This is a genomic window from Streptomyces sp. Je 1-369 (assembly GCF_026810505.1).
Classification (GTDB): domain Bacteria; phylum Actinomycetota; class Actinomycetes; order Streptomycetales; family Streptomycetaceae; genus Streptomyces.
In genome coordinates, this window is sequence record NZ_CP101750.1 from 2,632,106 (window position 1) to 2,646,522 (window position 14,417).

The 14,417-nt window shown below is 72.8% G+C and carries 14 protein-coding genes; 8 read left to right on the plus strand and 6 right to left on the minus strand.

Going from position 1 to position 14,417, the window contains the following annotated elements; genetic code table 11:
• Positions 1 to 289: 289 nt before the first annotated feature.
• The 3 genes from panB (at position 290) to NOO62_RS12035 (ending at position 3,166) form a co-directional block, all read left to right on the plus strand.
• Positions 290 to 1,171 carry a 3-methyl-2-oxobutanoate hydroxymethyltransferase gene (gene panB / locus NOO62_RS12025; RefSeq protein WP_268770877.1) on the plus strand — a complete coding sequence of 294 codons (882 nt, stop codon included), beginning with the start codon at positions 290 to 292 and terminating at the stop codon, positions 1,169 to 1,171.
• A gap of 145 nt (positions 1,172 to 1,316) precedes the next feature.
• The gene (locus NOO62_RS12030; protein WP_268770878.1) at positions 1,317 to 2,339 is read left to right on the plus strand and encodes an ATP-binding cassette domain-containing protein; all 1,023 of its coding nucleotides are present in this window, start codon (positions 1,317 to 1,319) and stop codon (positions 2,337 to 2,339) included.
• Positions 2,336 to 3,166: an ABC transporter permease gene (locus NOO62_RS12035; RefSeq protein ID WP_268770880.1), complete on the plus strand. Its 831-nt coding sequence runs from the start codon at positions 2,336 to 2,338 to the stop codon at positions 3,164 to 3,166. The genes NOO62_RS12030 and NOO62_RS12035 overlap by 4 nt, the downstream gene beginning before the upstream one ends.
• A gap of 26 nt (positions 3,167 to 3,192) precedes the next feature.
• On the opposite strand, the gene NOO62_RS12040 is transcribed toward NOO62_RS12035, so the two are convergent.
• Entirely contained in the window at positions 3,193 to 6,507 is a 3,315-nt protein-coding gene (locus tag NOO62_RS12040) for an AfsR/SARP family transcriptional regulator (protein WP_268770881.1), read from the minus strand.
• Between the two features lie 163 nt (positions 6,508 to 6,670).
• Positions 6,671 to 7,156, minus strand: coding sequence for a DUF6578 domain-containing protein (locus NOO62_RS12045; RefSeq protein WP_268770882.1), 486 nt, complete (start codon positions 7,154 to 7,156; stop codon positions 6,671 to 6,673).
• A gap of 97 nt (positions 7,157 to 7,253) precedes the next feature.
• On the opposite strand from NOO62_RS12045, the gene NOO62_RS12050 reads away from it, so the two are divergent.
• Entirely contained in the window at positions 7,254 to 8,048 is a 795-nt protein-coding gene (locus NOO62_RS12050; RefSeq protein ID WP_268770883.1) for a site-2 protease family protein, read from the plus strand.
• Between the two features lie 19 nt (positions 8,049 to 8,067).
• Here the strand turns inward: NOO62_RS12050 and NOO62_RS12055 are convergent, their stop codons facing one another.
• From NOO62_RS12055 to NOO62_RS12065, 3 genes are all read right to left on the minus strand, one after another.
• Positions 8,068 to 8,256 (minus strand): hypothetical protein, encoded by a 189-nt coding sequence (locus tag NOO62_RS12055; RefSeq protein WP_268770884.1) that lies wholly within the window; start codon positions 8,254 to 8,256, stop codon positions 8,068 to 8,070.
• A gap of 101 nt (positions 8,257 to 8,357) precedes the next feature.
• Positions 8,358 to 9,062, minus strand: coding sequence for an NADPH-dependent F420 reductase (gene npdG / locus NOO62_RS12060; protein WP_268770885.1), 705 nt, complete (start codon positions 9,060 to 9,062; stop codon positions 8,358 to 8,360).
• 24 nt (positions 9,063 to 9,086) lie between these two features.
• Entirely contained in the window at positions 9,087 to 10,163 is a 1,077-nt protein-coding gene (locus tag NOO62_RS12065; RefSeq protein ID WP_268770886.1) for a sialidase family protein, read from the minus strand.
• A gap of 79 nt (positions 10,164 to 10,242) precedes the next feature.
• On the opposite strand from NOO62_RS12065, the gene NOO62_RS12070 reads away from it, so the two are divergent.
• Together NOO62_RS12070 and NOO62_RS12075 are read left to right on the plus strand one after the other, a co-directional pair.
• Positions 10,243 to 10,845: a hypothetical protein gene (locus NOO62_RS12070; protein ID WP_268770887.1), complete on the plus strand. Its 603-nt coding sequence runs from the start codon at positions 10,243 to 10,245 to the stop codon at positions 10,843 to 10,845.
• A gap of 68 nt (positions 10,846 to 10,913) precedes the next feature.
• A complete protein-coding gene (locus NOO62_RS12075) occupies positions 10,914 to 12,215 on the plus strand; it encodes an MFS transporter (protein ID WP_268770888.1) in 1,302 nt (433 codons plus the stop codon).
• A gap of 137 nt (positions 12,216 to 12,352) precedes the next feature.
• Here NOO62_RS12075 and NOO62_RS12080 read toward each other — a convergent pair whose 3' ends face one another.
• A complete protein-coding gene (locus tag NOO62_RS12080) occupies positions 12,353 to 12,580 on the minus strand; it encodes a hypothetical protein (protein ID WP_268770889.1) in 228 nt (75 codons plus the stop codon).
• Between the two features lie 79 nt (positions 12,581 to 12,659).
• Between NOO62_RS12080 and map the strand changes: the two genes are divergently transcribed.
• Positions 12,660 to 13,517, plus strand: coding sequence for a type I methionyl aminopeptidase (gene map, locus NOO62_RS12085; protein WP_268770890.1), 858 nt, complete (start codon positions 12,660 to 12,662; stop codon positions 13,515 to 13,517).
• 184 nt (positions 13,518 to 13,701) lie between these two features.
• Positions 13,702 to 14,379 carry a heme oxygenase (biliverdin-producing) gene (locus NOO62_RS12090; RefSeq protein ID WP_268770891.1) on the plus strand — a complete coding sequence of 226 codons (678 nt, stop codon included), beginning with the start codon at positions 13,702 to 13,704 and terminating at the stop codon, positions 14,377 to 14,379.
• Positions 14,380 to 14,417 lie beyond the last annotated feature (38 nt).

Consider the following 14,417-nt stretch of genomic DNA (forward strand, 5'->3'; position numbering starts at 1 on the left):
CCGATCGGCGTCACAGGGCACCGCACTAGGGCCTGTGTCGGAGGTCCCGTCGTCCGCCCGGAGGGCGGGCCCCGCGGCGTCCGGTGCGTGCGATCGCAAGGCGGAGGGTCGCCCCGATACTGGTTGTATCGGGGTGTCCCGACAACGCCGCGAGGGCGCGTGCCGGACGTCGCGGGGCAGGCGGGACTTCCGACACAGGCCCTAGCCGCGGAGCGGCACGTGGTGCCACCATGGAGGGGATCCGGGGACGCCGTCAGGGCGCCTCGAGATGACAGAAGGAGCCGTTGCGATGACGCAGCTTTCGGCTGCCCAGAAGAGCGCCGACGCCCCGCAGAGCCCCGACAGCAGCAAAGCGCTGTACGGCGGCAAGGGCACCCGGCGCATCACTGTGCGCGACATCACCGCCGCCAAGGAGCGCGGCGAGAAGTGGCCCATGCTGACCGCCTACGACGCGATGACCGCGTCCGTCTTCGACGAGGCGGGCATCCCCGTCATGCTCGTCGGCGACTCGGCGGGCAACTGCCACCTCGGGTACGAGACGACCGTGCCCGTCACCCTCGACGAGATGACCATGCTGTCCGCGGCGGTCGTACGGGGCACGAGCCGCGCCCTGATCGTCGGCGACCTGCCGTTCGGCTCGTACCAGGAGGGCCCTGTCCAGGCGCTCCGGTCGGCGACCCGCCTGGTGAAGGAGGCGGGCGTCGGTGCGGTGAAGCTGGAGGGCGGCGAACGCTCCCTGGCCCAGACCGAGTTGCTGGCGCAGTCCGGCATCCCCGTCATGTCCCACCTCGGCCTGACCCCGCAGTCCGTGAACACCATGGGCTACCGCGTGCAGGGCCGCGGCGACGAGGCCGCCCACCGGCTCCTCAACGACGCCAAGGCGGCGCAGGACGCGGGCGCGTTCGCCGTCGTCCTGGAGCTCGTCCCCGCGGAGCTGGCGGCCGAGGTCACCCGCTCCCTGCACATCCCGACCGTCGGCATCGGGGCGGGCTCCGACTGCGACGCCCAAGTCCTGGTCTGGACGGACATGATGGGCCTGACCGGCGGGAAGATGCCGCGCTTCGTGAAGCAGTACGCGGAGCTGCGCAACGTCATGGCAGGCGCCGCGAAGGCGTTCGCCGAGGACGTCGTCGGCGGCGCGTTCCCGGCACCCGAGCACGCGGTCCACTGATGACCGCCTGAGTCCACCGCGGCACCACGGCAGCCCGCCGAACTTCCCCCGTCGGCGGGCTGCCGCTTTCGTGTGCCGGGGGGGCGTCAGGCGTCTGTCGGTCGGCTGTCGGTGGTTTGTCGGTGGGCTCTGACATCTTGTAGCCATGAAGCGAATCGACATGAACCCCGGCGGCGCAGGGAGCGCGGTCACCGTAAGGGGACTGGTCAAGCACTACGGCGAGACCAAAGCACTGGACGGCGTGGACCTCGACGTGCGCGAGGGCACCGTCCTCGGCGTCCTCGGGCCCAACGGCGCGGGCAAGACGACCCTCGTGCGCTGCCTGTCCACCCTCATCACCCCGGACGCGGGCTCCGCCCTCGTCGCCGGGTACGACGTGGTGCGTCAGCCCCGCCAGCTCCGCCGCGTCATCGGCCTCACCGGGCAGTACGCGGCGGTGGACGAGAAGCTGTCCGGCCGCGAGAACCTGTACATGATCGGGCGGCTGCTCGACCTGTCCCGCAAGGAGGCGAGGTCCCGTGCCGACGGTCTCCTCGAGCGGTTCTCGCTGACCGAGGCGGCCAAGCGCCCCGCGAGCACGTACTCCGGCGGTATGCGCCGCCGCCTCGACCTCGCCGCGTCGATGATCGGCAGCCCGTCCGTCCTCTACCTGGACGAGCCGACGACCGGCCTCGACCCCCGTACCCGCAACGAGGTGTGGGCCGAGGTCAAGCGCATGGTCGGCGACGGCGTGACCGTGCTGCTCACCACGCAGTACATGGAGGAGGCCGAGCAGCTGGCCTCCGAGCTGACGGTCATCGACCGCGGCAAGGTCATCGCCAACGGCGGCATCGACGAGCTGAAGGCGAAGGTCGGCGGCCGCACCCTGCGCATCCGCCCGGCCGACCCGCTGGAGCTCGGCCCGCTCGCGAGCGCCCTCGACGACCTGGGCCTGACCGGCCTCGCCACCACGACGGTGGACGCCGAGTCCGGCACGGTCCTCGTCCCGATCCTCAGCGACGAGCAGCTGACCGCCGTCGTCGGCGCGGTCACCGCGCGCGGCATCACCATCGGCTCGATAGCCACCGAACTGCCCAGCCTGGACGAGGTGTTCCTGTCCATCACCGGCCAGAAGGCCAGTGCCCCGCAGGACGCACGCCCCACGGAACTCGAGGAGGTCGCCGTATGAGCGCCACCACACTCACGGCCGCCCCCCTCAAGAAGGGCGAGGCGGACGCCCACATCGGCCTGCGCGGCCACGTCCGGCACACCGGCGCGCTGGTCCGCCGCAACCTGCTGTGGATCCGGCAGGACCCGGAGTCGATGTTCGACGCGGTCCTGATGCCGATCGTCTTCACGCTCCTGTTCGTGTACGTCTTCGGCGGCTCCATCGGGCAGGCGCTCGGCGGCGGTCAGGACCAGTACGTGCAGTACGTGGTGCCCGGCATGATGGCGATGATGAGCATGAACATCGCGATGGCCGTCGGGACCGGCTTCAACCAGGACTTCCAGAACGGCATCATGGACCGCTTCCGTACCCTGCCGATCGGCCAGGGCTCGGTGCTCTTCGCCAAGATCGTGGTGGAGCTGATGCGGCTGCTCATCGCGACGACGATCATGATGATCGTCGGTGTCCTGGTGGGCTTCGACATCACGAACTGGGGCGGCCTGTTCGCCGCGGTCGGGCTCTCCGCCCTGTTCGGCACGTCCATCATGTGGATCTTCCTGGTCCTCGGCGTCTCGATGAAGAGCGCCCAGTCCGTGCAGGCGATGGGCTTCCTGGTCCTGATGCCGCTGCAGTTCGGCTCGTCGATCTTCGCGCCGACCCAGTCGATGCCGGGCTGGCTCCAGGGCTTCACCGACTACAACCCGCTGTCCGCGCTCGCGGACTCCGCGCGCGGCCTGATGGTCGGCGGCCCCGTCGCCCACGACGTGTGGGTGACGGTGGGCTGGTCGGTGGCGCTCACGGTGGTCATGGCGCCGATCGCGATCCACAAGTTCCGCACGAAGAACTGATCACGGGCCGCCGCGGCCCACACGGATCACAGGGCCGCTTCGGCCCACACGGCGCACAGGGCGGCGGCCTCCTCCAGGGAGAGGTCGCCGCCCTTCGCGTACGCCGCTTCGTACGGGCCGTCCCCGAGCGCGGCGCGGCACCGCTGCTCCGCGCCCTCGCGGATCTCCCGCTCCATCGTGTTCACGAAGTGCCGCGGCGGCAGCTCCCGGTCCGCGAGCGCGAGGAGCCGCGCGGCGTCGTGCGCGTGAACGCCGTCGCCGTACGCGGCCGCCGCCATGGCGACGACGGACAGATGGACGGAGGCCATCTGCGGGGCGACGATCCGCGACAGCGGGTCGAGGGCCTTCTCGAAGGCCTCGCACGCTCCCGCGAGGCTCTCGGCGTGCCGCCCGTCCAGCGCGTCGAGCCAGGCCGTGATGCCGAGCACGGAGCTGTCGAAGACCGCGTATCCGACGCCGCTGAACTCCCGGCGCAACAGGTGCAGTTGCTCGCGCGCCTCGTCCAGGCGGCCGCTGCGGCCCAGCGCCAGGGCGAGGAAGAGCCGGGCGGCGGGCATCGCATCGCCCGAACCGTGCCCTCCGGGGCTGTCGAGGACTTCCCGCAGCAGCGCCTCCCCCCTCTCGAAGCGGTCCCGCCGCTCGAGCGAGTCCGTCAGGATCGAGCCGAGCCTGGCCTTGAGCAGGGCCACCTGACTCTGGGCGCCGAGCTGTTCGGCGTACGGGACCGCGGCCTCGTAGTCCTCCATGGCCGCCACGTACTCGCCGCGCCGCTCGTGCGATTCGCCCCGTGCGGCGAGTGCCTCGGCGATGCCCCAGACGTCACCGAGCCGCCGGAACCCGTGCAGCGCCTCGTCCGCGTCGCGGATGGCGTCGCCGGCCCAGTCGGTGCGGTTGGCGAGGATGTTGGCCCGGGTCTGGAGGGCGGCGGCCAGCTCCCACTCGTACCCGAGGGCGCGGCAGGCGGCGACCGTCTCGGCGAGGGTGACCCGGAGCGCTTCCATGCCGCCGCCGAGCAGCACGGCGAAGAACCAGAGGTTGCCGGGTGTCCGGCAGGTCTGCGGGAGGCCGGGGCGGTACGCGCGCCTGATGCCCTCCAGCTTCGTCGCCGCCTCCGGCGACTGCCAGTCCTGCATGTCCATCTCCATGCAGGAGAGCAGAAGCAGGTGCACCCCGCGGCGGGCCTCCGCGAGGACCTCGGGGCGCATCGGCGGGGGCGCGTCCGTGCACGACTCGTAGAGCGCGGGCGCGGGGGCGACGGGCGGGGCGAACGGGTCGGGGCCGAGGGCGGCGACGTCGCGGGACCAGTTGCGGGTCTCGAGGCGCAGGCCGCGGATCTGCCAGTACCAGCAGAGGGACAGGACGAGGCAGAGGGCCTCCTGCTCGTCCCGTGCGGCGACCGCGTGACGCAGGGCGGTGCGCAGGTTCTCGTACTCGGCCTCGAGACGCTCCACGGCGGCGCGCTGCCCGCGGCCGCGCAGTTCGGGGTCGGTGGTCCGCGCGACCTCGCGGTAGTGCAGCAGGTGGGCCCGCGCGGCGGCGGCCCGGCCCCCCGTCTCGTCGAGCCGCTCGCCCGCGTACTCCGCGACGGTTTCGAGGAGCCGGTAGCGCATGCCGCCGTCGGAGAGCGGCGAAGGGGCGGCGACGACGAGGGACTTGTCGACGAGGGAGCCGAGCAGGTCGGCGACGTCGTGGGGACGGCCGGGGACCGCGCACACCTCTTCCGCCGCGGTGAGGTCGCAGCCGCCCGCGAAGACCGAGAGGCGCCGCAGGACCGTCCGTTCGGCCTCGTCGAGGAGGTCCCAGGACCAGTCGACGACGGCCCGCAGGGTCTGCTGGCGGGGCAGGACCGTGCGGGCGCCGCTGGTGAGCAGCCGGAAGCGGTCGTCGAGGCGGTCGGCGATCTGGCGCGGGGTGAGCATCCGCAGGCGGGCGGCGGCGAGTTCGATGGCGAGCGGCAGGCCGTCGAGGCGACGGCAGATCTCGGCGGCGGCCGCGGGGTCCGCCCCGACGGTGAAGTCCGGCCGGGCCGCGGCGCCGCGCTCGGCGAACAGCCGCAGCGCGACGGGCTCGGGCAGGGGTTCCACGGGCCGCAGCAACTCGCCGGGTACGCCGAGGGGTTCGCGGCTCGTGGCGAGGACCGTGACGCCGGGGCAGCGGGCGAGGAGTTCGTCGGCGAGGCGGGCGGCGGCCTCGACGACATGCTCGCAGTTGTCGAGGACGATCAGCATGTGGCGCGCGCCGCAGTGCTCGACGAGCCGGGCGACGGGGTCCTTGCCGTGCCGCTCCGACATGGCCCGCATCTCCTCGGCGCCGGCGCCGCGCAGCACGGTCTCGCGGGCGCCGAGTGCGGTGAGGACGGCGGCGGGGACGTCGGCGGGGTCCTCGACCGGGGCGAGTTCGGCCAGCCACACGCCGTCCGGGAGGCCTGCCGCGACGGCTTCGGCGGCCTCCTGGGAGAGCCGCGTCTTGCCGGCGCCGCCGGGTCCGAGGAGCGTCACGAGCCGCGAGTCCGCCAGGTCCTGCCGGAGCGCGTCGATGTCGGCCTCGCGTCCGACGAAGGAGGTGAGGCGGGCGCGGAGGTTGCCGGGGGTGCGGTCGCGGGCGGAAGCGGGGGCGGCGGGCGGTTCCCGCAGCAACTCCTGGTGCAGAGAGCGGAGTTCTGGTCCGGGGTCGGCTCCGATGCGGTCCGCGATGCCGCGCCGTACCCCTTCGTACGCGGAGAGCGCCTCCGCCGCGCGGCCCGTGTCGCGCAGGGCGCGCAGCCGCAGGGCTTGCAGCGGTTCGTCCAGGGGGTATGTGGCGCAGAGCTCGGCGAGCTCGGGCAGGACGCGTTCGCCGTCGCCCAGGGCGAGGGCCGCGGCCATCCTCGCGCGGCGGGCGTCGATGTGGCGGGCCTGCCAGCGGGCGGCGTCCGCGGTGCGTTCGGGGAGGTCGGCGAGGGGTTCGCCGGTCCACAGGTCGAGGGCGTCGTCCAGGGCCGCGGCGGCCTTCGCCGCGTCGCCGTCCGCGAGGGCGCGGGTGCCGTCGCCGACGAGGCGGTCGAAGCGGAACACGTCCACGTCGTCGGGGCGGGCGCGGAGCCGGTAGCCGCCGTCCGCCGAGGCGACGGCGTCCGCGCCGAGCGCCCTGCGGAGCCGGGCCACCAGCGCTTGCAGCGCGCCGTTCGCGTCCGCGGGGGGTTCGCCGGTCCATACGTCGTCGACGAGGGCCTGTGCGGGGACAAGGGTGCCGGGGCGCAGGGCGAGTGCGGCGAGGAGGGCGCGCAGGCGGGCGCCGCCGACGGGAACGGTCGTTCCGTCGGGGCGGGTGGCTTTGGTCGTCCCCAGCACGCTGTATCGCACCGGGCCATTCTCCCTGACCGGGGTCCGGGGGATTTCGAGCCCGCCGCTGCGCGGCGGATCACTCCCACCCGCCAACCCGTTCCCCCCGCGACGTTCAGCGGGAGCAGGGGCCCGGGATACCCTCGCGGCGCGAAGCCGTGCCGAGGCGACGCCCCTGCTCGGCCTACTCGACGACCTCCAGCGCCACCAGCACCCCCGTCTCCTCCCGCCGGAGCTTCTCCCCCGCGGCCGCCCTGCCCACGTGCGCGAACCGCTTCGGGCACCTGTCCACCGGGCGGAGCCGCCGCTCCCCCGGGACCAGGTTCTCCTCCCGGTAGCCCTGGCTGACCACCTGGATGCCGCGCACCACCCCCGTCGTCCGCGGCCACTTGCCGCCGTGCCGCTCCACCTTCAGCAGGCCCTTCAGGTGCAGCCGCGGAGGCCACGCCCCCGTTCCCGTCCACGGCACCGTCACCCCGCCCGAGGACACCACAGGGCCGCCGCCCGCCGACTCCACCGGACCCTCGATCACGGCGAGTTCGGCCGCCCACTCACGCTTGGACGCCGTCGCGTCGACAAGGAGCTGCCACGTCACCTCGTCGCCCACCGCGAAACGGTCCCCGCAGCACTCCAGCTGCCAGTCCTCGTACATCACATTCCATACGGTCATGCCCCCAGCCTCCCCGGAACCCGGCGCGTCGTGCGAAACGTTTTAGGTACGGTCGGCACGCCCGGCCGCCGCCGCCAGACCCCTGGAGCACCGCCCCATGACCACCGCCCCCATCCGCCGCACCGACCGGCGGATCAGCCCCGTCTTCCTGGGGATCGCCGCCGTCACGGCGGTCTCCGGCTGGGCCGCCTGGACCGGTTTCGCCGACAACCCCGGACTCGCCGTCTTCCTCTTCGTGACGGCCGCCTGGATCGTCTCGCTCTGCCTGCACGAGTACGCGCACGCGCGCACCGCCCTGCACAGCGGCGACATCTCCATCGGCGCGAAGGGCTATCTGACCCTCAATCCGCTCGCGTACACGCACGCGCTGCTCAGCATCGTGCTGCCCGTTCTGTTCGTGATCATGGGCGGCATCGGCCTGCCCGGCGGCGCCGTCTTCATCGAGCGCGGCCGCATCCGGGGCCGCTGGCGGCACAGCCTGATCTCGGCGGCGGGCCCGCTGACCAACGTGCTGTTCGCCGTCGTCTGTACGGCGCCGTTCTGGCTTGACGCCCTGGACGGCGTCCCGCGCACGTTCCGCTACGCGCTCGCGTTCCTCGCCCTGCTCCAGGTGACCGCCGCGATCCTGAACTTCCTGCCCATCCCGGGCCTGGACGGGTACGGCGTCATCGAACCGTGGCTCTCGCACGGCATCCGCCGCCAGGTGGAGCCGTTCGCGCCGTTCGGACTGATCGCGGTCTTCGTCATCCTCTGGATCCCGGAGGTCAACCACGCCTTCTTCGACGCGATCGACGCGGTCCTGCGCGCCCTGGGCGTCGCCGAGGGGGACACCTACTGGGGCCACGAGCTGTACCGCTTCTGGGAGGGTTCCCAGGAGATCCCCGGGACCTAGGGCCTGTGTCGGCCGGGCGCTACGCCTGCGCCCGCTGCGCGTCCCGCTCCACCTTCGCCCGCCGCAGGTAGAACCAGGCCATGTTCGACGAGAGCCCGGCGAGCAGCACCCACACGATGCCGAGCCAGCTGCCCTGCACGAACGAGATCACGGCCGCGGCGACGGCGAGGGCGCAGACGACGAGGGCGTACACGGCGAGGCGGGGCATGGGGGTCGGCTCCTGTCGGGGGAAGCGTGCTGACGTACGCGTCCAGTGTCCCCCATGCCCCGCCCCGGCCCCGCACCCGTCTCCGGAAGCCCCGGCGGTTCCTATACGTCCGTGACGCGCAGCCCCGCGTGCGCCTTGTAGCGCCGGTTCACGGAGATCAGGTTGGCGACCAGCGACTCGACCTGGTGGGCGTTGCGGAGGCGGCCCGCGAAGACGCCGCGCATGCCGGGGATGCGGGCGGCGAGGGCCTGGATCGTGTCGGTGTCGGCGCGGCTCTCGCCGAGCACCATCACGTCCGTGTCGATCTCCTCGATCTCCGGGTCCTGGAGCAGTACGGCCGACAGGTGGTGGAAGGCGGCGGTGACGCGGGAGTCGGGGAGCAGCGCGGCGGCCTGCTCGGCGGCGCTGCCCTCCTCGGGCTTGAGGGCGTAGGCGCCCTTCTTGTCGAAGCCGAGCGGGTTCACGCAGTCGACGACGAGCTTGCCGTTCAGCTCCTCGCGGAGCCCTTCGAGGGTCTTGGCGTGGCCGTCCCACGGCACGGCGACGATCACGATGTCGCTGCGCCGCGCGCACTCCGCGTTGTCCGCGCCCTCGACGCCGTGGCCGAGCTCGTCGGCGGCGGCCCGCGCGCGGTCGGCGGCGCGGGAGCCGATGATCACCTTCTGGCCCGCGCGGGCGAGGCGGTAGGCGAGCCCCCGCCCCTGGTCGCCGGTGCCGCCGAGGACGCCGACGACGAGCCCGGACACGTCGGGGAGCTCCCAGGGGTCCTTGGCGGGGGCCTTCTGCACACTGTCGGTAGAGGTCATACGGCGACCTTACTCAGCCGTACGTCACGTCAGTTCCGCGACCGGTATCCGGCGGAACGTGATCGTCTCGTACGCGCTGAAGCCACCGGTCTCGTAGAGCAGTCCGACGGTCGCGGCGTCGAGGCGGGTGAGGTCGGAGTAGGCCGCCGGGAGCCCGTCGACCGTGTGGGCGGCCTGCCAGGTCGTGCCGCCGTCGGTGGAGCGGCGCACGGTCATCAGCGCGCGGAAGCCCGGGTCGGCGGGGCCGGAGAAGAGGAGCACGTCGGGGTCGCGCAGCTGGAGGACGCTGCCCTCGACGACGGGGCCCGTGAGTCCGGCCTGGGGGCGGAAGGGCTTGGCGAGGGTGCGGCCGCCGTCGTGGGAGTGGGCGTCGCCGCGGGTGCCGGGGGCCGGGGAGTCGTTGCGGGTGTTGAGGTAGACGCGGCCGTCGGGGAGTTCGGCCGCGGTGGTCTCGTTCACGTTGATGTAGCCGTTGGTGTTGTCGTCGACGTAGCCGATGCGCCAGGTCGCGCCCGCGTCGTCGCTGAGCAGGCAGTGTCCGCCGTTGTACTTCCCCTCGGTGCCGTTGTCCGCTCCGGAGGGCGGCAGGGAGTGGTTGGCGGGGACCAGCACGCGGCCCGTGGTGAGCTGCACGGCGTGCCCGGGCGTCGTCGCGTACCACCGCCAGTTCGCCCTCTTCACCTGTCCGGTGATCTCGCGCGGCGTGCTCCAGGTGAGGCCGTCGTCGTCGCTGTGCTGCACCCAGACGCGGCGCCCGGCGGCCGCGGAGACCTGGCCGCGGCGGATGGCGTCCTCGGTGGCCGCGGCGGCGTTCCTGACCTGGACGAGGAGGACGCGTCCGGTGTCGAGGACGACGGGGGCGGGGTTGCCCGCGAGGTCGGGGCCGTTCTTGCCGACGATCTGGAGCGGGCCCCAGGTGCGGCCGCCGTCGGCGGAGCGCTTGAGGACGATGTCGATGTTGCCGAAGTCGTCCTGGGAGCCGACGCGGCCCTCGCAGAAGGCGAGGACGGTACCGGCGGCACTGGTGACGACGGCGGGGATGCGGAAGCTCGCGTAGCCCTCGCGGCCCGCTCGGAAGGGAACAGATGTCTCAACAGTCATCCCCCGCCCTTCCCCTGCGCGGGGGAATTCCGCGTGAACGCCCGGTGACGAGTGGCCTGTTGCCGGAGGATGCGACGCCATGGACGCCGTACGGGTCGCGCTGCTGCGCGAAGTGCTCGCAGGGACCGAGTGGCTGGGCGCCACCCGCCGCTTCGCCGGGACGCTGCGGACCTCCGTCGTGCCGCACGGCGGCGGGCTGCTGCTCGTGGGCACGGAGGCGTACGAGCCGTGGCACCTGGCCGCGCACCTCGTGGACGAGGCGGCCTGGTCGGGCACGCCGGAGCTGACCCCGACGCTCGTGCGGCACCGGGTCCTCGCCACCGACCCGGCCCACCTGTCGACGGGCCTCGGCCGCATCGAGGCGGCCCGGCGCGGCGAGACGCTGCTCGTCGTGGCGCCGGACGCGCCGGACGCGGAGCTCCTGACGCGGGTGCACGACGCGCGGCGGGCGGGCGCGACGGTGCTCGCGCTCGACTCCGGCGACCGGGACCTGGCCGCGCTCTCGCACGAGGCCCTCGCCGTGCCCGAGACGCCGGAGCTCGACCTCGACACGGTCCAGCACCTGGTGAGCGCGGCGGCAGGGGAGAACGCGCTGCCCGGGGCGCGGGGCCGCAGACGCCTGCGCGACCGCCTCTCCCGGCTCGCCGACCAGCTGACGTCGCCGCCGCCGACGCGGTGGTGACGGGGGGGACGCGGTGGCGGCGTAAATCGGTTGCTCGCGGCACCGGTCTGCGCTGAGCATGGCTTCTCGTGCCTCTCTCCGCAATACTGCCCGACCTCTCCCCCTGGCGATCCACCCGTGACTTCCGGTTGCTGTGGGTGCAGGGGGTCGTCACCACGTTCGGCAGTTTCATGGCCCTGGTCGCCCTGCCGCTCCAGATCAAGGATCTGACGGACTCCCCGGTCGCGGTCGGCGCGATGGGTGCGGTCGAGCTGGTGCCGTTGATCGTCTTCGGGCTGTACGGCGGGGCGCTCGCCGACGCCGTGGACCGGCGCAAGGTGATCCTCCTGACCGAGGCCGGGCTCGGGCTCCTCGCCGTCGTCCTCCTGGTGAACGCGCTGCTGCCCGAGCCGCTGCTGTGGCCGCTGTACGTCGTGGCGGCCGGTGTCTCCGCGCTCGCCGGGCTCCAGCGGCCCGCCCTCGACTCCCTGATGGCGCGGATCGTGCCGCACGACCAGCTGACCGCGGCCGCCGCGCTGAACTCGCTGCGCTGGAACGTGGGCGCCATCGCTGCGCCCTCCCTCGCGGGCATCGTCGTCGCCTACGCGGGCCACGCGTCGGCGTACGGGGTCACGGCGGTCTGCTTCGTGCTCTCCGTCGCGCTGTGCACCCGCCTCTCCCCCGCGCCCGCCGCGCACGACGCGGAGAAGCCGTCGCTGAAGGGGCTCGCGGAGGGCGCGCGGTACGCGTGGTCGCGGCCGGTGCTGCTCGGCACGTACGCGATCGACATGGCGGCGATGTTCTTCGCCTTCCCGAACACGATCTTCCCGTTCCTCGCGGACGACCTGGACGCGGAGTGGGCGCTCGGCCTGATGTACGCGGCGGGCGCGGTCGGCTCCCTCGTGTTCAGCCTCACCAGCGGCTGGACGTCACGGGTGCGGCGGCACGGGCTGCTCGTCGTGTTCGGCGCGGCGGGCTGGGGTCTCGCGATCACCGCGGCGGGCTGGTTCTCGAACGTCTGGGTGGTGCTCGGCTGCCTCGCGTTCGCGGGCGCGGGGGACATGGCGAGCGGGCTCGGGCGCTCCACGATCTGGAACCAGACCATCCCGGACGGGCTGCGGGGGCGGCTCGCCGGGATCGAGGTCCTGTCGTACAGCGTCGGCCCGCAGCTCGGCCAGGTCCGCGCGGGCACGGCGGCGGGCTGGACGGGTACGCGGCCCGCGATCTGGTCGGGCGGCCTGGCCTGTCTGGCCTCGGTCGGCGTCCTGGCGGCGGTGCTGCCGAAGCTCGTCTCGTACGACGCGACGACGGACCCGGACGCGCGGCGGCGCAGGGAGCGGGACGGGGAGAGGGCGGCGGGGCGCAAGGACCCTGACGCCGCCCCCGTCTAAGACCCCGCCCGGATGCCACCCCCGTCCGGGACCTCGCCCGGATGCCACCCCCGTCCAGGACCTCGCCGTGTGCCACCCCCGTCCAGGACCTCGCTTCGACGCCTCCCCCGTCCAGCACCTCCCCCTGCCGCCCGGTCCTACTCGCCCTCGCCCTGTGCCCCCTTGTCATGCCACTTGGGGTCGGTCTCCCACTCCAGGTTGCGTTCCTCGGCGGTCCGCATCGCGCGCTGCGCCTCCTCGCGCGAGCCGTAGGGGCCCATGCGGTCCTTGCCGGGGCAGTCGGGGCCCTCCTCGACCTTTCCGTGCTCCAGGCAGTAGAACCACTCGCCCGGCTTGCCGACCGTCCGCTTCTTGAACAGCGCCATGCCCCGCTCCTTCCGTCCCCGATCGGGTACCGCTCTCCGAGACCATGCTGCCCCACGACGGCTGGCTAGACTCGCTGGCATGTCTGGCCAGTCACTGCTCGTCCCGGGGGAGCTCTCTCCCCACCGTTCCGTCCCCGGCTCCATCCGGCGCCCGGAGTACGTGGGGAAACCCGCGCCGACCCCGTACTCGGGACCCGAGGTGCAGACCCCCGAGACCATCGAGCTGATGCGGACCGCGGGCCGCATCGCCGCCCGCGCCATGGAAGAGGCCGCGAAGCACATCGCGCCGGGCGTCACCACCGATGAGCTGGACCGCGTCGCGCACGAGTACATGTGCGACCACGGGGCCTACCCCTCCACGCTCGGCTACCGCGGCTTCCCGAAGTCGCTGTGCAGCTCGGTCAACGAGGTCATCTGCCACGGCATCCCGGACTCGACCGTCCTGAACGACGGCGACATCATCAACCTCGACGTGACGGCGTACATCGGCGGCGTGCACGGCGACAACAACGCGACGTACCTCGTGGGCGACGTCGACGACGAGTCGAAGCTGCTCGTCGAGCGGACGCGGGAGTCCCTGAACCGCGCCATCAAGGCGGTCAAGCCCGGCCGCCAGATCAACATCATCGGCCGGGTCATCGAGTCGTACGCCAAGCGGTTCGGCTACGGCGTGGTGCGCGACTTCACCGGCCACGGCATCAACACGTCCTTCCACTCCGGCCTGATCGTCCCGCACTACGACAGCCCGCACGCCACGACCGTCATCCAGCCCGGCATGACGTTCACGATCGAGCCGATGCTGACGCTCGGCACGCACGAGTACGACATGTGGGAGGACGGCTGGACCGTCGTCACCAAGGACAGGAAGCGGACCGCTCAGTTCGAGCACACGCTGGTGGTGACGGACACGGGGGCGGAGATTCTCACGCTGCCCTGAGCCCCGCTGGGACGCTGCCCTGAGGAAGATTCTTTCCGGGAGGTTCCGAGGGCTGTGAGCGGGTAGCGTTTTTACCGACAGGGTGTCGGGAACCGGTTGACTTAGGTAAGCCTAACTTGCATGATCTGCAGAGGGCGCACTGGTTCCCGCCGTTCCGTCAGCTCTCGGCCCCCGGAGGCACCGCATGGTCACGCCGCACTCGCCGCTCACTCCGTTCTCGACGGTCATCCGCACCGCGTCCCACGAGCAGCACACCGAGGCGGAGGCCTCGTCCTTCATGAGCGACCTCCTCGGCGGCAGGCTCGGCGTCGACGCGTACACGCGGTACACGGAGCAGCTGTGGTTCGTGTACCGCGCCCTGGAGGACGGTGCGCGCACCCTGCGCGAGGACCCCGTCGCGGGACCGTTCATACGGCCCGAGCTGGCCCGCGTCGGCGAGCTGGAGCGCGACCTCGCCCATCTGCGGGGCGCGGACTGGCGCGCGGGCCTCACCCCGCTGCCCGCCACGGAGGCGTACGCGGCCCGGGTCGAGGAGTGCGCCCGCACCTGGCCCGGCGGTTACGTGGCCCACCACTACACGCGCTACCTGGGCGACCTCTCCGGCGGCCAGATCATCCGCGGCAAGGCCGAACAGACCTGGGGCTTCGCCCGCAAGGGAGACGGCGTGCGGTTCTACGTCTTCGAGGGCATCTCCAACCCCGCCGCGTTCAAGCGGAGTTACCGCGAACTGCTCGACGGAATCGACGCGGTGGTCACGGACGACCTGGAGAAGAAGCGCATCGTCGACGAGTGCAAGCGCGCCTTCGCCCTGAACACGGCGGTCTTCCGTGAGCTCGGGGACGAGTTCCCGCTGACCGCCTGACGCCGCGCCGGGCCCGGGGGGCGGCACCCCCGGGCCCG